This is a genomic window from Micromonospora sp. B11E3 (assembly GCF_039871625.1).
GTDB lineage: Bacteria > Actinomycetota > Actinomycetes > Mycobacteriales > Micromonosporaceae > Micromonospora.
On sequence record NZ_JBDPMC010000041.1, the window covers coordinates 20,792 to 39,300 of the forward strand.

16 protein-coding genes, 3 tRNA genes and 2 pseudogenes are annotated in these 18,509 nt (G+C 74.1%); 5 read left to right on the top strand and 16 right to left on the bottom strand.

The window, feature by feature from the left end:
• Positions 1 to 28: 28 nt before the first annotated feature.
• From ABGB16_RS20420 to leuC, 3 genes are all read right to left on the bottom strand, one after another.
• Positions 29 to 742, bottom strand: coding sequence for an HU family DNA-binding protein (locus ABGB16_RS20420; RefSeq protein ID WP_347669686.1), 714 nt, complete (start codon positions 740 to 742; stop codon positions 29 to 31).
• Between the two features lie 172 nt (positions 743 to 914).
• Positions 915 to 1,502, bottom strand: a complete 588-nt coding sequence (gene leuD, locus ABGB16_RS20425) for a 3-isopropylmalate dehydratase small subunit (protein ID WP_347669687.1) — start codon at positions 1,500 to 1,502, stop codon at positions 915 to 917.
• Between the two features lie 17 nt (positions 1,503 to 1,519).
• The gene (gene leuC, locus ABGB16_RS20430; RefSeq protein ID WP_347669688.1) at positions 1,520 to 2,965 is read right to left on the bottom strand and encodes a 3-isopropylmalate dehydratase large subunit; all 1,446 of its coding nucleotides are present in this window, start codon (positions 2,963 to 2,965) and stop codon (positions 1,520 to 1,522) included.
• Between the two features lie 49 nt (positions 2,966 to 3,014).
• Here leuC and ABGB16_RS20435 point away from each other — a divergent pair, with 49 nt between their 5' ends.
• Positions 3,015 to 3,701 carry an IclR family transcriptional regulator gene (locus tag ABGB16_RS20435; RefSeq protein ID WP_145775510.1) on the top strand — a complete coding sequence of 229 codons (687 nt, stop codon included), beginning with the start codon at positions 3,015 to 3,017 and terminating at the stop codon, positions 3,699 to 3,701.
• 315 nt (positions 3,702 to 4,016) lie between these two features.
• On the opposite strand, the gene ABGB16_RS20440 is transcribed toward ABGB16_RS20435, so the two are convergent.
• The 4 genes from ABGB16_RS20440 to ABGB16_RS20455 all read right to left on the bottom strand — a co-directional run bounded on the left by ABGB16_RS20440 (position 4,017) and on the right by ABGB16_RS20455 (position 5,482).
• A tRNA-Glu gene (locus ABGB16_RS20440) sits at positions 4,017 to 4,089 on the bottom strand.
• A gap of 183 nt (positions 4,090 to 4,272) precedes the next feature.
• Positions 4,273 to 4,345: transfer RNA gene (locus ABGB16_RS20445), tRNA-Glu, on the bottom strand.
• A gap of 136 nt (positions 4,346 to 4,481) precedes the next feature.
• Positions 4,482 to 4,553: transfer RNA gene (locus tag ABGB16_RS20450), tRNA-Gln, on the bottom strand.
• A gap of 125 nt (positions 4,554 to 4,678) precedes the next feature.
• The gene (locus ABGB16_RS20455) at positions 4,679 to 5,482 is read right to left on the bottom strand and encodes a fumarylacetoacetate hydrolase family protein (protein ID WP_347669689.1); all 804 of its coding nucleotides are present in this window, start codon (positions 5,480 to 5,482) and stop codon (positions 4,679 to 4,681) included.
• 399 nt (positions 5,483 to 5,881) lie between these two features.
• Between ABGB16_RS20455 and ABGB16_RS20460 the strand changes: the two genes are divergently transcribed.
• From ABGB16_RS20460 to ABGB16_RS20470, 3 genes are all read left to right on the top strand, one after another.
• Positions 5,882 to 7,360: a hypothetical protein gene (locus tag ABGB16_RS20460; protein WP_347669717.1), complete on the top strand. Its 1,479-nt coding sequence runs from the start codon at positions 5,882 to 5,884 to the stop codon at positions 7,358 to 7,360.
• Positions 7,361 to 7,480: 120 nt separating this feature from the next.
• On the top strand, positions 7,481 to 8,353 hold the full coding sequence (locus tag ABGB16_RS20465) for a 3-methyladenine DNA glycosylase (RefSeq protein WP_347669690.1): 873 nt from the start codon (positions 7,481 to 7,483) through the stop codon (positions 8,351 to 8,353).
• A gap of 164 nt (positions 8,354 to 8,517) precedes the next feature.
• Complete coding sequence (locus ABGB16_RS20470; RefSeq protein ID WP_347669691.1) at positions 8,518 to 9,261, top strand: hypothetical protein; 744 nt, start codon at positions 8,518 to 8,520, stop codon at positions 9,259 to 9,261.
• A gap of 22 nt (positions 9,262 to 9,283) precedes the next feature.
• Here ABGB16_RS20470 and ABGB16_RS20475 read toward each other — a convergent pair.
• From ABGB16_RS20475 to ABGB16_RS20510, 8 genes and pseudogenes are all read right to left on the bottom strand, one after another.
• Positions 9,284 to 9,603 (bottom strand): annotated as a pseudogene (locus ABGB16_RS20475) (GNAT family protein).
• A gap of 109 nt (positions 9,604 to 9,712) precedes the next feature.
• Positions 9,713 to 10,135 carry an alternative ribosome rescue aminoacyl-tRNA hydrolase ArfB gene (gene arfB, locus ABGB16_RS20480; RefSeq protein ID WP_347669692.1) on the bottom strand — a complete coding sequence of 141 codons (423 nt, stop codon included), beginning with the start codon at positions 10,133 to 10,135 and terminating at the stop codon, positions 9,713 to 9,715.
• Between the two features lie 10 nt (positions 10,136 to 10,145).
• The gene (locus ABGB16_RS20485; protein WP_347669693.1) at positions 10,146 to 10,454 is read right to left on the bottom strand and encodes a hypothetical protein; all 309 of its coding nucleotides are present in this window, start codon (positions 10,452 to 10,454) and stop codon (positions 10,146 to 10,148) included.
• Between the two features lie 107 nt (positions 10,455 to 10,561).
• Positions 10,562 to 11,425 (bottom strand): trypsin-like peptidase domain-containing protein, encoded by an 864-nt coding sequence (locus tag ABGB16_RS20490; RefSeq protein WP_347669694.1) that lies wholly within the window; start codon positions 11,423 to 11,425, stop codon positions 10,562 to 10,564.
• 91 nt (positions 11,426 to 11,516) lie between these two features.
• The gene (locus tag ABGB16_RS20495; protein ID WP_347669695.1) at positions 11,517 to 12,476 is read right to left on the bottom strand and encodes a VWA domain-containing protein; all 960 of its coding nucleotides are present in this window, start codon (positions 12,474 to 12,476) and stop codon (positions 11,517 to 11,519) included.
• A gap of 167 nt (positions 12,477 to 12,643) precedes the next feature.
• Positions 12,644 to 13,597: pseudogene (locus ABGB16_RS20500) on the bottom strand (DUF58 domain-containing protein); the annotation flags it as partial.
• A 74-nt stretch (positions 13,598 to 13,671) separates the two neighbouring features.
• Entirely contained in the window at positions 13,672 to 14,721 is a 1,050-nt protein-coding gene (locus ABGB16_RS20505) for a MoxR family ATPase (protein WP_347669696.1), read from the bottom strand.
• 195 nt (positions 14,722 to 14,916) lie between these two features.
• Positions 14,917 to 15,417, bottom strand: a complete 501-nt coding sequence (locus ABGB16_RS20510) for a hypothetical protein (RefSeq protein ID WP_347669697.1) — start codon at positions 15,415 to 15,417, stop codon at positions 14,917 to 14,919.
• 375 nt (positions 15,418 to 15,792) lie between these two features.
• Between ABGB16_RS20510 and ABGB16_RS20515 the strand changes: the two genes are divergently transcribed.
• Positions 15,793 to 16,782: an endonuclease/exonuclease/phosphatase family protein gene (locus tag ABGB16_RS20515; RefSeq protein ID WP_347669718.1), complete on the top strand. Its 990-nt coding sequence runs from the start codon at positions 15,793 to 15,795 to the stop codon at positions 16,780 to 16,782.
• Positions 16,783 to 16,785: 3 nt separating this feature from the next.
• Here the strand turns inward: ABGB16_RS20515 and cimA are convergent, their stop codons facing one another.
• Positions 16,786 to 18,369, bottom strand: a complete 1,584-nt coding sequence (gene cimA / locus ABGB16_RS20520) for a citramalate synthase (RefSeq protein WP_347669698.1) — start codon at positions 18,367 to 18,369, stop codon at positions 16,786 to 16,788.
• Positions 18,370 to 18,509: the final 140 nt, after the last annotated feature.

Here is an 18,509-nt window from a genome sequence, read left to right on the forward strand (position 1 = left end):
CTCGTTGATTCTCTCCGTCTCCGGCCGCTCAGCGAGTGGTGGTCGCCTTCCTGGCCGCGGACTTCCTCGCCGGCGCCTTCTTGGCCGCCGTGCTCTTGGTCGCCGCGCTCTTGGTCGCCGCGCTCTTGGTCGCCGCGCTCTTGGTCGCCTTGGTGGTGGTCTTCTTCGCGGGGGCGGCCTTCTTGGTGGCCGCCGTGGTCTTCTTCGCCGGCGCGGCCTTCTTCGCCGGTGCCGCCTTCTTGGCGGCGGTGGTCTTGGCCGCCTTCGCCGCGGTGGTCTTCTTGGCCGCGGTCGTCTTCTTCGCCGCGGTCGTGGCCTTGGCTCCGGCCGCCTTCGCGCCGGCCGCCTTGGCACCCGCCGCCTTCGCGCCCGCCGCCTTGGCACCGGCGGCCTTGGCGCCAGCGGCCTTCCCGGCGGTGGCGGCGGTGGCAGCGGTCTTCTTCGCCGCCACCGTGTTCTTCGGCACCTTGCCGCTGGCCACCATCTCCTTGAAGCCGGCGCCGGGCCGGAAGGTCGGGACGGATGTCTTCTTGACCTTCACCGCCTCGCCTGTTCGCGGGTTGCGCGCTGTTCGGGCGCCCCGGACGCGCTTCTCGAACGCTCCGAATCCGGTGATCGCCACCTTCTCGCCCTTGGTGACCGCCGCCTGGACCTCAGCGAGGACCGCGTCGAGCGCGGCCGTCGCCGTCTTCCGGTCCCCCAGGCGAACGGCGAGCGCCTCGATGAGCTCGGCCTTGTTCACGACTTCCTCCCGATTGTGCAACTGACTCGACGCGAGCCATTCTGCGCGCACGGTATGCCCTGTGCTGCCTGGACACAAACATTCGGTGGAAAAAAGGCCTTGTGTCGCAACGGATTCGCCCCCACCGGCCGTGCCGGTGGGGGCGGAAACCGATGCCGGATCGGGCGTCCGGCTATGCCACGGAGGGCATGAACGGGGGCCGGGTGCGCTCGTACGCGCCGATCTCGGCCTCGTGCCGGAGGGTGAGTCCAATGTCGTCCAGCCCCTCCATCAGCCGCCAGCGGCTGAAGTCGTCAAGCGGGAACGACCAGGCGGCGTCCCCGGCCCGGACCTGCCGAGAGGTGAGGTCGACGGTCACCGGGGTGGTCGGGTCGGACTCGACGAGGTTCCAGAGTTCCTCGACGGCTTTCAATTCCAACTCGACCGGTAGGAGACCCTCCTTCAACGCGTTGCCCCGGAAGATGTCGCCGAAACGAGGCGAGACCACCGCCTGGAAGCCCCAGTCCCGAAGCGCCCACACGGCGTGCTCCCGGGAGGACCCGGTGCCGAACTCCGGGCCGGCCACGAGAATCGACGCACCCGAATACGCAGGGTCGTTCAGAACGAATGCGGGATCCTCCCGCCAGGCGCTGAAGAGCCCGTCGGCGAATCCGGTACGGGTCACCCGCTTGAGGTACACGGCGGGGATGATCTGATCGGTGTCCACGTTGGAACGACGCAGCGGCACGGCGGTGCCGGTGTGCACGGTGAACTTGTCCATCTGTCGCGGCTGCCCTTCTACAGGTCGGCGGGGGCGGCCAGCCGGCCGACCACGGCGGTGGCGGCGGCGACCGGCGGCGAGACCAGGTGGGTGCGTCCGCCCCGGCCCTGGCGGCCCTCGAAGTTGCGGTTGGAGGTCGAGGCGGAGCGCTCACCGGGGGCGAGCGTGTCCGGGTTCATGCCCAGACACATGGAGCAACCGGCGAAGCGCCACTCGGCGCCGGCATCGGTGAAGACCTTGTCCAGCCCCTCGGCCTCGGCGGCCTCCCGGACGGCGGCCGAGCCGGGCACCACGAGCATCCGTACGCCGTCGGCGACCTTGTGCCCGCGCAGCACGTCGGCCGCGGCGCGCAGGTCCTCCAGCCGGCCGTTGGTGCAGGAACCGACGAAGACCACGTCGACGGCCAGGTCCCGCAGCGGGGTGCCCGGGGTGAGGTCCATGTACTCCAGGGCCCGGCGCGCGGCGGTCCGCTCGGCGTCGGTGCCGAACTCCTCCGGGTCGGGCACGGCCGAGCCGAGCGGCGCGCCCTGCCCGGGGTTGGTGCCCCAGGTGACGAACGGGGTGACGGTGCTCGCGTCCAGGGTCACCTCGGCGTCGAAGGTCGCGCCCTCGTCGGTGACCAGCGTCCGCCAGTACGCCACGGCGGCGTCCCAGTCGGCCCCGCGCGGGGCGTTGGGCCGTCCCTTCAGGTACGCGAAGGTGGTCTCGTCCGGCGCGATCATCCCGGCCTTGGCGCCCCACTCGATGGACATGTTGGCGACCGTCATCCGCCCCTCCATGGACAGCGACCGGATCGCCTCGCCGCGGTACTCCACGATGTGGCCGCGCCCGCCGCCGGTGCCCACCTGGGCGATCAGGGCGAGCACGAGGTCCTTGGCGGTGACGCCGGGACGGAGCTGGCCGGTGACGTTCACGGCCATCGTCTTCGGCCGGATCTGCGGCAGCGTCTGGGTGGCCAGGACGTGTTCGACCTCACTGGTGCCGATGCCGAAGGCCAGGGCGCCGAAAGCCCCGTGGGTGGCGGTGTGTGAATCGCCACAGACGATGGTCATGCCGGGCTGGGTGACGCCCAGTTGGGGGCCGATGACGTGCACGATCCCCTGGTTCTCGTCGCCGAGGGGGTGCAGCCGGACGCCGAACTCGGCGCAGTTGCGGCGCAGCGTCTCCAGCTGCGTACGCGAGGTCGGGTCGGCGATCGTCAACAGGTCGCCGCGCCGCTGCTGGAACGACGGGTCCGCGTACCCGGTCGGGGTGTTGTGGTCCTCGGTCGCGAGCGTGAGGTCGGTACGCCGCACCCGGCGGCCGGCGAGCCGCAGCCCGTCGAACGCCTGCGGGCTGGTCACCTCGTGCAGCAGGTGCAGGTCGATGTAGAGCAGATCCGGCTCGCCCTCGGCGGACCGGACGACGTGCGCGTCCCAAACCTTCTCGGCCAGGGTCCTCGACTCAGGAGTGACTCCCACCATCTGGACATCCTAAATTCTGGGAGGTAAATTTCGGCTTGTGGGACACAGTATGAGCGGTGTCGGCGTTCTCGACAAGGCGGTGGTCATCCTGGCCGCCTGCGTCGACGGCGCCAGCCTGGCCGAACTCGTTGAACGCACCAAGCTGCCCCGGGCGACCGCGCACCGGCTGGCACAGGCGCTGGAGATCCACCGGATGCTGGTCCGGGACACCCAGGGCCGCTGGCGCCCGGGCCCCCGGCTCGGCGAGCTGGCCAACGCCGCGCCGGACGTGTTGCTGACCGCGGCGGAGCCGCTGCTGTCCGCGCTGCGCGATGCCACCGGGGAGAGCGCCCAGCTCTACCTGCGCCGGGCGGACGAGCGGATCTGCGTGGCCGCCGCCGAGCGGGCCAGCGGCCTGCGAGACACCGTGCCCGTCGGCTCGGTGCTGCCGATGACCGCCGGCTCGGGGGCGCAGATCCTGCTGGCCTGGGAGCCGCCGGAGGCGGTGATGCCGCTGCTGCCCAGGTCGAAGTTCACCGGCCGCACCCTGGCCGAGGTACGCCGCCGCGGCTGGGCGCAGAGCGTCGCCGAACGCGAGGCGGGTGTGGCGAGCGTCTCCGCCCCGATCCGCGACCGCACGGGCCGGGTGATCGCCGCCATCAGCATCTCCGGGCCGATCGAGCGTCTCGGCCGCCGCCCCGGTGAACGGCACGCCATGGCCGTCGTCCGGGCCGGCCAACGCCTCTCCGGCCTCTGACCACCCCGGCCCCTCCTCGGGCCCTCCTCGGTGATCATGGAGTTGGCGGCAGCAAGAGAGATCAAAGCCGCCGCCAACTCCATGATCGCCGCGGAGGTACGGGGCCGGAACGGCGGGACACCCCCACGTCGCCGACATCGCGCGAGCCGACGCACCCCGAACCCCGCCAACGACGCCATGTCGCCGACATCGCGCGGCCGGAACGGCGGGACACCCCCACGTCGCCGACATCGCGCGAGCCGACGCACCCGGACACGGGCGCGTGGTGGTACGGAAACGGCCCGCCTCACCGGAGTGAGGCGGGCCCTACGTGTGTAGCCCCGACCGGATTCGAACCGGCGCTACCGCCTTGAGAGGGCGGCGTCCTGGGCCGCTAGACGACGGGGCCAGAACTTTCCCTGCTTGGCCGCTCTTCCGGGCGGCACCGCTGTAGTCTAGCGACGTGTCCCCGGGCGCCCGCGCCCGGGGGGTGGGGCAAACCGCGCTCGGACACCCGCCGCGTCCGGACGGCGTAAGAGCGCCGAACGTGGAACGGCCCGCCTCACCGAAGATGAGACGGGCCGCACAACTGTAGCCCCGACCGGATTCGAACCGGCGCTACCGCCTTGAGAGGGCGGCGTCCTGGGCCGCTAGACGACGGGGCCAGAACTTTCCCTGCTTGGCCGCCCCTCCCGGGGGCGGCGCCGCTGAAATCTGCCAGAGATGACCTCCGACCCTGTCGGGCCGATCGGAGGGCTCTCCAGCCGATCCAGCGACCGATGCTCTCACGAGCATCGGTTGCTGGGGTACCAGGACTCGAACCTAGACTAACTGAACCAGAATCAGTCGGGCTGCCAATTACCCCATACCCCACCGGCACCTCTCGGTGCCGTTCGGTGCCTTGCGGCACCGGAGGGAAACTTTACCCTCCCCGTGCCGGCAGGCCAAATCGGGTTACCGAAACGACCCCTGACCTGCTCTTTCGCCGCTTCGACGGGTCAGCTGACCGGCACGACCGGATTGGTCAGCTCTCCGATCCCCTCGATACTCACGGTGACCGTATCCCCCTCCACGAGCGGGCTAACCCCCGCGGGCGTACCAGTCAGCACGACGTCGCCGGGGAGCAGCGTCATCACGTGCGAGACGTACGACACCAGGGCCGGGACGTCGAAGACCATGTCCCGGGTACGACCCAGCTGCCGCACTTCCATCTCCTCCGGATCGCGACCCACCTCACACCGGATCTCCAGGTCGGTCGCGTCGAGGCCGGTGGTGATCCAGGGGCCGATGGGGCAGAACGAGTCGAAGCCCTTGGCCCGCGTCCACTGGCCGTCTGAACGCTGGAGGTCCCGGGCGGTGACGTCGTTGGCGCAGGTGTAGCCGAAGATGGCCCGCTCGGCGGCGGCCCGGTCGGCCCGGCGCGCCCCCGACGCCCCGATCACCACGGCCAACTCCGCCTCGTGCTCGACGCGCTTCGAGAAGATCGGCAGCCGGATGGCGTCCCGCGGCCCGATGACCGAGGTGGACGGCTTGAGAAAGAGCAGGGGCTCCTTGGGTACCTCGCTGCCGTGCTCGGCGGCGTGCTCGGCGTAGTTACGGCCGACGCAGACGACCTTGCTGGGCAGGATCGGGGAGAGCAGCCGGACGTCCGACACCGCCCACCGCGCACCGGTGAACTGGATCTGCCCGAACGGGTGTCCCTCGATCTCCGCGATGGTCAGGCCCTGGAGGCCCGCCCCCGGCTCCCCCTCGACGATCCCGAACGACATTTCCTTGGCATGAGCGAAACGAGCGATACGCACCAGGCCAATCTAAGCCCTCCGGGGGACGCGGGGTCGCGCCGGTGGCCAGCCCCGACCCGGCGACACCGGTGGCGAGCAGCAGCCCGACGACGCCGGTGGCCAGCCCCGACCCGCGCGGCGGCCCACCCTACGCCGGCGGCCGTCGTCGGGGGCCGACTTCGCGACTTCGTACCCGCACGACGTGCCCGCGCACCTAGCGTCGGGCTCCGGAGGTGCGTTCGTATGCCTGCATCGACACGACACCACAGGGCTCTCGCGGTGTTCGTACACTGCCTCGGCGTGCTCGCCGCCGTGCCGGCGCTGCCGGCGACGGCCCCGAAGACGACGGTCCCGAAGGCTGCGGCCGCGGAGGCTGCGGCCGCGGAGGCTGCGGAGGCTGCGGAGGCTGCGGCGCAGCCCATGCGGACGGCGGCGGCCACAGCGGTGGCCGCGGCGACGCCGGGGGCGGCAACAGTGCCGACCACGCCGGGGGCGGCAACAGTGCCGACCACGCCGGGGGCGGCAACAGTGCCGACGGGGGCGCCGTCGGCCCGCCCGGCGGCGGCCACCGAGGAACCCACCGACACCCCGTCGCCCTCGGACTCGGCGGTGCCGACGCCGGCGGCGCCGCCACCGTTGGTCTCGCCGTCGGTGGTGGTGCCCACCCAGGGCGCGCCGTCGCCGGTGACCGTGGCGGTCGCGCCCGCCGGCACGCCCGCGCCCGGGTACCGGATCGAGGTCCGCAACCAGGGCAGCCTGCCGGTGACCACCACGGTGCGCCAGGAACTGCCGGCCGGCACGCGGGCGACCTGGATCACGCCCGGCGGCCGGGCCAGCCGCACAGCCGGACAAGCCGCCACCACGGAGGTGACCTGGCAGCTCAAGCTGCCGGCCCGAGGCAGCACCACGCTGCACACCGCACTCGCCGCCGTCGCGCCCGGCCGGCCGCTGAGCGCGCCGGCCTGTGCCTTCACCAACGACGGCAACCGGACGTACGACTGCGCCACGGCGACCTGGAACCGCCCGATGATGCCGGCGGCGGCCAAGGTGACCGAGGCGGCCGTGTGGCGCCGGCCCCCGGTCCTGCTCGGCGCGCTGGCCGGGGTGTTGCTGCTCACGGTGGGCGGGCTCTGGTGGTGGCATCGGCGCCGACGCCGGCGGGCCGAGATCCGCGCCGGGATCGGAACCGGGGTCGCGGCTGGAACCGCCGGAACCGCCGGGGCCGGAACCGGGGTCGCGGCTGGAACCGCCGGAACCGCCGGGGCCGGAACCGGGGTCGCGGCTGGAACCGCCGGAACCGCCGGGGCCGAGGTCGGGGCGGGTGCCCCGGGGACGGCCGGCCGGGGCGCGGTCTACTCCCGTCCGGTGGCGACGGCCCGCCGCCGGCCTCCCGTGTGGCTGGTGGTGGCGGGCGCCGCCACGCTCCTGGCCGGGGTGGTGTTCGCGGCGGCGTTGACCGCGAGCCAGCGGGTCGCCGCGATCGACACCAACAAGCAGCCGACCAGCGGCGCATGGCTGGGGCAGAGTGCCACCGGGGCGATCGGCGTGCCGCTGCGCGAGTCCGCGTTCGAGTTCACCGTGTACCGGCTGACCTGTCCGCCCGACGGCGGCGGGCGACGGTGTCAGGCCACGGTCGGGGTGCGCAACGTCACGCCACAGCAGCAGACCTGGCACGGCCAGATGCAGCGGGCGTACCTGCCGGGGGGCAACTGGGTGAGCACCGACGAGCAGGCCACCCGGCAGGCCAACCAGGGACGGGACGTCTTCGCCCAGCCGCTCGCCGCCGGCGCCCGGATGGTGTTGCCGCTGGTGTTCACCGTCGGCGGGACGGCCCAGCCGAAGCAACTGGAGCTGCGCAGCGGGGTGTTCTCGGCCGGCGTACGGGTGGACGTGCCCTGAGGCGGCGCCGGACGTGTCGGGTCGGCGCCGGCCGGGGCACCACCGGGGGGGCGCGGCACCGGGGCCGCACCGGGGTCGGCACGAGGAGGCGCGGGTGGGCGGCGGTCGTACGCTGGGTGCGTGACCGCCGCCCTCGCCTCCGCCGCGCCGCTCGACGTGGCCGACTGGCAGGCCCGACGGCGGGCCCACGAGGAGCGGGTCGACGCCTGGCTGGCGGCGCACCTGGCGCGCCGGCGGGCCGGCGAGAGGCACCCGGTGGAGGACTTCCTCTTCACCTACTACTCGCACCGCCCCGCCCAACTGCGCCGCTGGCACCCGGGCGCCGGCGTCGTGCTGAGCGGGGCGGACCCCGCCGAGTTCGGCCGGGACTACCAGACCACCGCCGCCGGGCTCACGCTCGACACCGCGGCGGTACGCGCCCGGCGGGCCGAGTCGGTCGGCTGGATCCGGACGCTGCTGGCGGCCACGGCCGGCCGCCCGGCGCACCTCGGCTGCTTCGGGATGCACGAGTGGGCGATGGTCTACCGGCAGACCCAGGAGGAGGTACGCCACAACGCGTGGCCGCTGCGGCTGAGCCCGGCCGAGACGGCGGCCGTCGTCGAGGAGCGGGGCGTGCGGTGCAGCCACTTCGACGCGTACCGGTTCTTCACGGCGCCGGCCCGGCCGCTGAACCTGCTCGCCCCGACCAGGGAGCGCCAGCACGAGCTGGAGCAGCCGGGCTGTCTGCACGCCAACATGGACCTGTACAAGTGGGCGTACAAGCTGTCTCCGCTGGTGCCGAGCGAGCTCGTCGCGGACGCGTTCGCGCTGGCCCGGGAGATCCGCACGCTGGACATGCGGGCCAGCCCGTACGACCTGGTGGCGCTCGGGTACCCGCCGGTGCGGGTGGAGACGCCGGAGGGACGCGCGGAGTACGCCGCCGCCCAGCGCGGCTTCGCGGAGCGGGCCGGGGTGCTCCGGGCCCGCCTGCTGGCCGCGCTCGGGGACGACTGAGCGCCTGCTCCCCCGTACGTGAGGCGGCGCCTGACCCGGCGTCGACCGTGCGCGGCGGCGCCCGGCACGGCCGGCCGGATCAGTGACGTTTCGTACTCTTCATCACCTTTTCGGGGTGCGGTTCGTTGGCTCGGCTGTACGTCGGCGCCGAGGAGGAGGACCCAATGACGAGGACACCGCTCACCGCCCGGGCACGCGGGCTGATCACGCGGGTCGTGCTGCGCATTCCGCAGTCCCGCCGGGCCCACACGTCGCTCCTGGCGCTGACCACGCTGCGTCAGGAAGGCTGGCAGCGTTCCGTGGGCGGCGCGCCCGTCGACGCCCACGGCAGGCCGATCCCCTGGCTCAGTTACCCGGCGGTGCGCTGGCTGGAGGCGGTGCTGCACCCCGCGGCCCGGGTGTTCGAGTACGGCTCGGGGTCGTCGACGTCCTGGTTCGCGCGGCCCGGCCGGGTCGGGGAGATCGTCTCGGTCGAACACGACGCCGCCTGGTACGCCCGGCTTCCCCAGCCGGCCAACGGGGAGATCCGGCACGTGCCCTGCGCCGACGGCTGGTGGGACGGCTCCGAGGACTCCCCGTACGTGCGGGCGATCGCGAACGGCGCGCCGTGGGACGTCGTCGTGATCGACGGCAGTTCCCGCACCGTCTGCGCCCGGGTCGCGCCGAAGTACCTCAGCCCGTCCGGCCTGGTCGTGCTCGACGACACGGACCTCTCGACGACGGACCCGGCCGCCGAGGAGCTGGCCGCCTACGGCCTCGGCCGGCTCGACTTCTGGGGCTTCAAGGCCGGGGTGCACCGGATGACCTGCACCTCGATCTTCAGCTGGGACTTCAACCACTGGCTGCTGCCGCGCCCGGCCGTCTGGGCGGACACGGTGCCGTCGGCGCGGACGGGCGGCAAAGGGTAGCCGCACCCGGCCGCCTCGTCGCTCAGGGGCGGCCCTGGTGCGCCGCCCACTCGGGGGCGAGGATCGACATCACGGTGGCGTCCACCCAGTCGTCGCCGTCGCGCAGCACCTGGCGCAGCACCCCCTCGGCGACGAAGCCGACCTTCTCGTAGACCCGCCGCACCCGGGAGTTGATGGCGAACACCTCCAACGAGATCCGGTGCAGGCCGAGCCGCTCGAAGCCGTACCCGACGCCTCGTCGACCGCCTCCGGCGGGCTGCCGGTCAGCCGGCACACCTCGGGGTCGGCCAGGGCGGCGGACAGGGCGGCCAGGTCGTCGTCGACGAACGGGCGCAGGACCACGCGCTCTCCGACGAGGGTGGGCTTGGCGTGAAGTCGGGGGCGGTCCGGTCGTCGGGCACCGGGCGATTGTGGGCGGCTCGCAGGCCGGGCTCAACCGAATTCGTGCGCGTCAGTCGCCGTCGACCCGGCGGTCGCGCTTGCGCTGGGCCTGGCGTTTCTTGTCGGCGAGGCGGCGTTCCTTCGCGCCCTTCGAGGGGCGGGTGGGGCGGCGCGGCGGGGGCGGCGGCGCGACGGCCTCGCGCAGCAGCGCCGCCATCCGCTCGCGGGCGGCCTCCCGGTTGGCGAGCTGGGCCCGGTGCTCGCTCGCCACGACCGTGAGCACCCCGTCGACCAGCCGGTTGGCCAGGCGGTCCAGCGCGCGGGCCCGCAGCGGCTCCGGCAGACTCGGCGAGCCGGCCAGGTCGAAACTCAGCTCCACCCGGGAGTCGGCGGTGTTGACGCCCTGCCCGCCGGGGCCCGACGAGCGGGAGAAGCGCTCCCGCAGCTCGGTGCCCGGCACGACCAGCCGGTCGGTCACCCGCAGTCCGTCCACGCCCCGAAGGCTATCGCCCGACCCGGGCCTCCCGGGTGGCGCTCGGGGTGGCCGACGGCCCGGGCGTCGGGCCCGCGCGGTCGTCGTCCGGGCCGGCGGCGGCGTACGCGACCGCGCCCAGGAGCAGCAGCGCCACCACGCCGACCCTGGTGCCGACCGCCCGGATCAGGCCCCAGGCCACGCGCCGCGCCGTCGGCACGGTGCGCCGCGCGGTCTGGTAGTCCTTCCACCCGCGCCGCGCGCGGGCGTACGCGGCGCCCACTCCCCACCCGATGAACAGGCCCCCCAGCAGCAGGGCCGCAACGACCGATAGCTCCATCCTCGTGAGTATGCATACTCAGAGTAGTAGTTCCATGACGCGCCATTTCGCGCCGCGCGTCTGACAATTTTCCCATTTCGACCGGCCGGGTTGGCGTGATCCGCGGTTCAGCCGCCCTTGCCGATGATGGTGTCGGCGGTCTGCTGCACCTGGTCGATCGGAATGGCGAAGCCGATGCCGATCGAGCCGCTGCCGTCGATGGTGGCGATGGCCGTGTTCACCCCGACCACCTCGCCCCGGGCGTTGACCAACGGGCCGCCGGAGTTGCCCGGGTTGATCGAGGCGTCGGTCTGCACCGCGCGGTGCCGGCTCGTGCCCAGTCGTACCTGCCGGTCGAGCGCGCTGACGATACCCGCGGTGACCGTGCCGGCCAGCCCGAGCGGACAGCCGACCGCGAGCACCGGCTCGCCGACCCGGGTCGAGCCGGGCTTGGCCAGCGGCAGCGCGGCCAGCCGGGCCGCCGGGGGCACCTTGAGCACGGCCAGGTCGCTGTCCGGCTCCCGGCCGACCACCTCCGCCGGGAACCGCCGGCCGTCCGGCAGTTCCACCGTCACCCCGCCCCCGCCGCCCTTGGCCAGGATGTGGTCGTTGGTGATCAGATGCTGCTGGTCATCGATCGCGAACCCCGAGCCGGTCGCCGAGGTGCCGGCGCCGCCCCCGACCATGACCGACACGACGCCGGGCACGGTCCGCTCCGCGGCGGTCACCAGCTCCGCGGGCACCGGCGCCGCCGACGCCGGCGCCGGCCCCGCCGTACCGGTCTGGTCGGCGACCCAGGCGCCGGCCGCCGCGCCCGAGAGGGTGGAGAGGGCGACCACCGCGGCCCCGGCCAGCAACCGCCCCCGCCAGCTCCGCGGCGGGCCGCCCCCACGCCCACCGGGTACGTCCCAACGCGCCCGCCCGTCCGGGTCCAGTTCCGGTGAGACGAACCACGGCCCGCGCGGCTCGCCCAGTCCGGTCTGCACTGCCATCCGTCGCTCCTCACGTCCTCGTCACCGCCGGATGTCCGGTCGTACCGGGGCGGGCCCGACGGCCCGCCGGGGCGGCTCACCCGCCGGCTGTTCAGGGCAGCCGGGAGAACCACCGCATCGATCCCGCCGCGGCACCCATGGCCAGGACCAGCCCGAGGCCGATGAACCGGGCGGAGACGTCCTGCCGTTCCCTGCGGTAGCCCACCGAGGTGCCGATGTCGTCGTAGACGGCGCGCAGCTCCTCGCTGTTGGTGGCCTCGTGGAAGCCGCCCCCGGTCTCCTCGGCGACGGCCTTGAGCGTCTGTCCGTCCACCGGCACCTGGATGGGCCGGCCGCCCCGGTCGACGGAGCCGGAGAGGGTGCCGAAGGAGATGGCGTGCACCTGCACCTTCGCGGCGACCGCCTCGGCCGCGGCCTCCATCGGGTCCATGCCGGAGGTGTTGGCACCGTCGGAGAGCAGGATGACCCGGGCCGGCGGCGGCTCCTTCGCCGCCTCGCTGTCCAGCCCCTTCACCGCCCCGAGGGAGGTGCTGATGGCCTCGCCGATGGCGGTGCCCTGCACGCCGGTGCTGCCCTCCGCGAGGCGCTCTATCCCCTCGTGCAGCGGTTCGCGGTCCGTGCCCGGCGGCACCACCACCGCGGCGCTGCCGGCGAACGCGACCAGCCCCACGTTGAACTCGTCCGGCAGGCCGTCGACGAAGCGCCGGGCCGCCGCCTTGGCCGCGGTGAGCCGGTCCGGCGCCACGTCGGTGGCGAGCATGGAGGTCGACACGTCCACCGCCACCATCACCGTGGCCCGCTCCCGGGGCACCCGCACCTCGGCGCTGGGCCGGGCGAAGCCCACCACCAGCAGCGCCAGCATGGCCAGGAAGAGACCCGCCGGTACGTGCCGCCGCCAGGCGGGACGGTCCGGGGCGACCCGGTCGAGCAGCCGCAGGTTGGTGAAGCGGACGGCGTACCGGCTGCGGCGGCGCTGCGCCAGCAGGTAGCCGGCGGCGACGGCGAGGACGCCGAGCAGCAGCCAGAGCCGGGCGGGTGACTGCCAGGTCACGCGGCGCCTCCCGGGAGCGCGTCGGCGGGCGACGCCGAACCCGACCCGGAGGCCCCGGCGCGCGGCCGGCCGGCGCCGGCGGGCGCCGAACCCGACCCGGAGGCCCCGGCGCGCGGCCCAGGGCCCGGCCGGCCGGCGCCGGCGGCCGCCGAGCCCGACCCGGAGGTCGGGGCCAGGGCCAGCCGGCGCTGGGCGTGCACGTGCCGCACGACGTCGGCGCACCAGTCCCGGTCGGTGCGCAGCGGCAGGTGGGTCGCCCCGCACCGGCGCAGCACCTGCCGGACCTGCCCGCGCTGGGCGGCGGCGGCGGCCGCGTACCGCTCGCGCAGCCGGCGGTCGCCCGTCCAGACCTCCCGCCGCCGGCCGGACTCGGGGTCGACGAGGGTGATCAGGCCGACGTCCGGCAGTTCCAGCTCGCGCGGGTCGGTCACCTCCACGGCGAGCACCTGGTGCCGGACGGCGAGCCGGCGCAGCGTCGGCTCCCACGGGGGCGGCTCCGCCGGATCGTCCGGCAGCGCGTCGAGGAAGTCGGAGACCACCACGACCAGGCCCCGCCGGGTGGCGACCCGCCCGACTGCGGCCAGCCCGTCGGCCAGCGGCGCGCCGGGCTCGGCGGCCTCCGAATCGGTCCGGCCGGCGCGCGGCGCGGCCAGCAGCGTGCGGAGCAGGCCGAGCAGATGGGTCCGGCCGCTGCGGGGCGGGAACCGACGCAGCCCCTCCGGGCCGAGCAGCAGCGCGCCGAGCCGGTTGCCGACGCCGGCGGTGAGGAAGCCGACCGCCGCCACGGCGGCCACCGTCAGCTCGCGCTTGTCCAGCTCGGCGGTGCCGAACTCCATGCTCGGGCTGGCGTCCACGAGCAGCCACGTGGTCAGTTCCCGGTCGGCGTCCACCTCGCGGACGTGCGGGACGGTGGTGCGGGCGGTCACGGCCCAGTCCATCCGGCGCACCTCGTCCTCGCCCGGCCGGTACTCGCGGCTGCCGGCGAACTCGCTGCCCGGGCCGGGCAGCAGGCCATGGTGCTGGCCGTGCAGCAACCCGTCCAGGCGGCGGGTCACGGTCAACTCCAGCCGGCGCAGCCGCTGGTCGGGGGCCAGGTCGGCCAGGGTCGGCTCGGCGGCCACCGCCTGCGGCGCGGGAAAGGGCCCCTCCTTGACGCCTCCGGTGGAGAAGGGTTCCCTTCTCCCGGCCGCGCGCCTCACGCCGCCGCCAGGTCGGGGGCGGGCTCGGGCCGGCCGGCGGCGACCCGGGGCGGCGGCACCGCGTCGACGAGCCGGCGGACCACCGCGTCGGCGGACGCCCCGTCGGCGACCGCGTCGAAGGAGAGCACCAGCCGGTGGGCGAGGACGTCCACGGCCAGGTCCCGTACGTCCTCCGGCACCACGTACTCCCGGCCGCGCAGCAGCGCCTGGGCCCGGGCGGCGGCGACCAGGCCGAGCGTGGCGCGGGGGCTCGCCCCGTACGCCAGCAACGGGGCGACCTCGGGCAGCCCGAACCGGCCCGGGTCGCGGGTGGCGAGGATCAGCCGGACGACGTACTCGGCGATGGCGTGGTGCACGAAGACGTGACCGGCGCGCCGCTGGAGCCCGCGCAGCCGGACGGGGTCGAGGACCTGGTGCGCGACGGGCCGGTCGGCGCTCATCCGGTAGAGGATCGCCAGCTCGTCGTCGTCCCCCGGGTAGTCCACGACGATCTTCATCAGGAAGCGGTCCCGCTGCGCCTCGGGAAGCTGGTAGACCCCCTCGGACTCGATCGGGTTCTGCGTGGCGAGCACCAGGAACGGCTCGGGCATCCGCCAGCTGCGACCGCCGATCGACACCTGACGCTCGGCCATGGCCTCCAGCAGCGCCGACTGCACCTTGGCCGGCGCCCGGTTGATCTCGTCGGCGAGCACCAGGTTCGCCATGACCGGTCCGAGCTCGACGTCGAAGGTCTCCTTCGCGGCCCGGTAGATGCGGGTGCCGACGATGTCGGAGGGCACCAGGTCCGGGGTGAACTGGATCCGGGAGAAGGTGCCGCCGACCACGGTCGCGAGGGTCTGCGCGGCCAGCGTCTTGGCCACGCCGGGTACGCCCTCCAGCAGGCAGTGCCCGTCGGCGAGCAGTGCGGTGAGCAGGCGGTCGACGAGCCGGTCCTGCCCGACGATCACGCGTTTGACCTCGAAGAGGGTCTGTTCCAGCTCGGCGCCCGCCGCGTCGGGACCGACCGTGCCGGGCAGGCTGGCCAGGGTGTCCGAGATGTCCGTCACGGTGCTTGCTTCCCGCGCCGCCGCCCGGACAAACGTCGGATTATCCGCCCCTGGCGTGCCCTGCGGGCGCGTCGGCACCCCATTCCACCCCGAACGGGACGAGCGGGCGGGGCGGCGGCCGGCCGGGACGAAACGGCGCGGCACCGGCCCCCGAGGCGGTCGGGGGCCAGTGCCGTTCACCGCCGGCAGGCCGGGTCAGGGGGTGTGCACGACCAGGTGGAAGGGCAGGTTGGCCGGGGCGCCCGCCGAGTTGCGGGTCTGGATGAACACGCCGTTGGGGGTCTGGAGCCGGGGCGCGACCACCACCTCGCCGCCGGGCGGGATGCAGCAGTCGTCCGGCCGGCCGATCGAGGCGACGTAGACGCCCCGGCTGACGACGTGGCCGAACTGCACCTCGTACTCGCCGACGCCGTACTTGATCACGAAGCCCACGCCCCGGGCCTTGGTCCCGTTCGCGTTCACCACGACGATGTCGACGGTGGTGGCGATGTCGGCGGAGGGCTCCGCCAACAGCGAGCGGGACAGCCGGGCGGACTCCGCGCTCACCGCCGGCTGCGAGCCGACCCTGCGGGCGGCGGGCTGCGCGAGGTCGACGGACTTCGCCGAGGGCTGGGCGGCGGCGATGCCACCGCCGGCCAGGGTGAGCGCCAGCACGCCGAGCGTGACCGCCGCCTTGCGTCGCAGGAATGTGGGCATGACAGGTCTCCCTCAGTTGACCGGGGTGATGGGGCCGACCCGCATCCGACGGGCCGGCCTTGATGCCGTGGCTCCAAGGCCGGGCAGGCGCGAAACAATTGCGGCAACAATTGCCCCACCGCGCCGAGAATTGCCCGCCGCGAGTAATTTACACAAGGCTTGAGCTGGAATTACTACGGATAGTTGCGGGGCCTGGAACCAGGTGGAACGTAGCACTGACAAAAGCCGGCCGTCAATGACGACATCGCGTGTCGCCATTCGTCGTACGAGCCGGATAATTGCGAGACATGAATGGTCGACCATTCATGAAAGGCCGCCGGAAAAGGCGGGCGGACCACACCGGCGCCGCCCGGGGGCTACCCTGGCGCCGTGATCATCCGCACCCGCGCCGCGTCGCCGCCCGGCCGGCGGGACCGGGTACGCACCTGGCTCTGCTGGCTCGCCGTAACACCCGGGCTGGTCTGGGCGGCCGTCCGACTGCCCGGCCTGGAACGGGGGCCCCTCGTGCAGGCGGTCGCCTTCACCCCGTACGTCGCCGCCTGGGCGCCGGCCCCGCTGCTGCTGGCCCTCGCCCTGCGGCGCCGGTGGCCGGCGGCGGTCGCGGCCCTGGTCGCCGCCGCACTGCTCGGCGTGGTGGCGCCCCGGGCGCTGCCGTCGCCGCGACCGCCCGCGACTGGGCCCACGCTGCGCCTGCTCACCGCCAACCTGCTGGCCGGGGCCGCCGACACCCGCGCCCTGGTCGACCTGGTCCGCGCGCACCGGGTCGACGTGCTGGCCGTGCAGGAGTTCACGCCGCGCGCGGCGGCGGAGCTGGACCAGCTCGGCCTGGCCGCGCTGCTGCCCCACCGGCAGCTCAACCCGCAGGTGGGCACCCCGGGCTCCGGCCTGTACGCCCGCTTTCCCATCAGCGGAGGCGGCGTCCGGCTCAACCGGGGCGGGTGGGGATTCAGCCAGGCGTACGGGACGGTGACGCCGCCGGGCGGGCCGCCGGTGCGGGTCGAGTCGGCCCACCCGGCGGCCCCGTACGCGATCGACCAGGTCGGTTACTGGCGCACCGACCTGACGGCCCAGCTGCCGGCCACCCCGGACGCCGGGCTGCGCGTGCTCGCCGGGGACTTCAACGCCACCCTCGACCACGCCCCGCTGCGCGCGCTGCTGGCGACCGGGTACGTCGACGCGGCGGACGCCGTCGGCGTCGGGCTGGTCGGCACCTGGGGCCCGTACGACGGCGATCCCATTCCGCCGGTGACGATCGACCACGTGCTGGTGGACCGGCGGATCGCGGTGCACGCGGTGGCGGTGCGGCCGGTGCCGGGCAGCGACCACCGGGCGGTGTTCGCCGAGCTGCGCCTGCCCACCGCCTAGCCCTTACACCCGGGCCCGGTCCAGGCCGTACGTGAGGGCGTCGACCAGGGCGTGCCAGGACGCCTCGACGACGTTGGGGTGCACGCCGACCGTCGTCCAGTCGCGGCCCGCGTCGTCGGCGGTCTCCACGAGCACCCGGGTCACCGCGCCGGTGCCGCTGCTGCCCTCCAGGATGCGCACCTTGTAGTCGGCCAGCTCGAAGCCGCGCAGCTCCGGGTAGTGCCGGGACAGGCCGGTCCGCAGCGCCTCGTCCAGGGCGTTGACCGGGCCGTTGCCCTCGGCGGTGGCGATCACCCGCTCGCCGCGTACCCGGATCTTCACCGTGGCCTCGGAGACCACCGCGCCGTCCTCCCGGTGCTCGACCAGCACCCGGTACGACTCGAGCGCGAACGGCCGGGCCGGCGCGGCGCCCGGCAGCTCGGAGCGGACCAACAGCTCGAACGACGCGTCCGCGGCCTCGAACGACCAGCCGCCCGCCTCCAACTCCTTGACCCGCTTGGTGACCGTGGACAGCGCCTCCGGATGGCCGGCCAGGTCCAGGCCAAGCTCGCGGCTTTTCAGCTCGACGCTGGCCCGGCCGGCCATCTCGGTGACCAGGATCCGCATGTCGTTGCCCACCACGGACGGGTCGACGTGGTTGTACAGCAGCGGATCCACCTTGATCGCGCTCGCGTGCAGCCCCGCCTTGTGGGCGAAGGCGGCGGCCCCGACGTAGGCCTGGTGGGTGTCGGGGGCGATGTTGGCGATCTCGGCGATGGCGTGGGAGACCCGCACCATCTGCTCCAGGCAGCCGTCCGGTAGGACGGGCATCCCGAGCTTGAGCTGGAGGTTGGCGACGACGGCGAAGATGTCCGCGTTGCCGGGGCGCTCGCCGTACCCGTTGGCGGTGCCCTGAGCGTGGCGGACGCCGGCCTCGACGGCGGCGATGGTGTTGGCCACCGCGCAGGCCGTGTCGTTCTGGCAGTGGATGCCGAGCCGCCCCGGGTCGACGCCGGTGCGCGCGGTCAGGTCGGCGATCGCGGCGGTGACCTGGGAGGGCAGCATCCCGCCGTTGGTGTCGCAGAGCACGAACCGCTCGGCACCGGCGGCCAGCGCCGTCTCGACCACCTGGGCCCCGTACGCCGGGTCGTGCCGGTAGCCGTCGAAGAAGTGCTCCCCGTCGACGAAGACCCGCCGGCCCTCGGCGACCAGGTACGTCACGGTGTCGTGGATCATCGCCAGGTTCTCGGCGGGGGTGGTGCGCAGCGCCCGCTCGACGTGCCGCAGGTCGGCCTTGGCGACCAGCGCGACGGCCGGGGTCTGCGCGTCGAGCAGCCCGCGGACCTGCGGGTCGTCGGCCACCGCCACGCCGGCCTTGCGGGTGGCGCCGAACGCCACCAGCACGGCGTGTTTCAGGTTCAACTCCGTGCGGGCGCGCCGGAAGAACTCGGTGTCCTTGGGCACCGCCCCCGGCCAGCCGCCCTCGATGAAGCCGACGCCGAACTCGTCCAGCAGTTGGGCCACGGCCAGCTTGTCGACCACCGAGTAGCTGAGCCCCTCACGCTGTGCGCCGTCGCGCAGCGTCGTGTCGTAGACCTGGAACGTCATGGGGGTCCTTTCAGGCGCGGGTTGGGCAGGGGGCAGCGGCGACCGGACCAACAAAAAGACCCCCCGCGGTTGCGGGAGGTCTGCGCGCTCGGCGGGGGTGGGCCGGGCGCGCTAGTTGCCGATAATGACGACGGTGCTGG